Source organism: Corallococcus interemptor (genome assembly GCF_003668875.1).
Taxonomy (GTDB): domain Bacteria; phylum Myxococcota; class Myxococcia; order Myxococcales; family Myxococcaceae; genus Corallococcus; species Corallococcus interemptor.
Window position 1 is genome coordinate 1 of the sequence record NZ_RAWM01000377.1, and the last position, 425, is coordinate 425.

1 protein-coding gene is annotated in these 425 nt (G+C 65.6%); it reads right to left on the reverse strand.

Features of this window, described 5'->3' with window-relative positions:
• Positions 1 to 407: autotransporter-associated beta strand repeat-containing protein (locus D7X96_RS39295; RefSeq protein WP_208647463.1), on the reverse strand; the 407-nt coding region annotated here is incomplete at its 3' end.
• Positions 408 to 425 lie beyond the last annotated feature (18 nt).

Below are 425 nucleotides of genomic sequence, written 5' to 3' on the forward strand. Positions count from 1 at the left end.
ACCGTGTAGCCCGCCGCTTCCGGCAGCAACAACAGGTTGCCTTTCAGGCTGGCCTGGCCGGTCACGGTCAGGCCCTTGCCCAGTTCGATCGCGGTGGTGCCGGTGCTGTTGACCAGGCTGTAGTTGCCGTTGATGGTGCCGCCGCGCGATTCAAACGTGGCCGAATTGAGCACCAGCACGTCGGAGCGCACGCTGCCCGACAAGGCCAGCACGCCGTCGCTGATGCTGGTGCCGCCGGCGTAGCTGTTGTTGCCGCTCAGGGTGAGTCTGCCGGCGCCGTTCTTGGTCAGGTTGCCGCTGCCGGAGATGTCGTTGCTGAAGGTGCTGTCGTAGCCGGAGGTCACGTTTGCCGCCCAGTTGCTGGCGAACTGGCCCGGGCCCTTGATCGCCTTGGCGGCATTGACCATGCCCCAACCGTACAACGC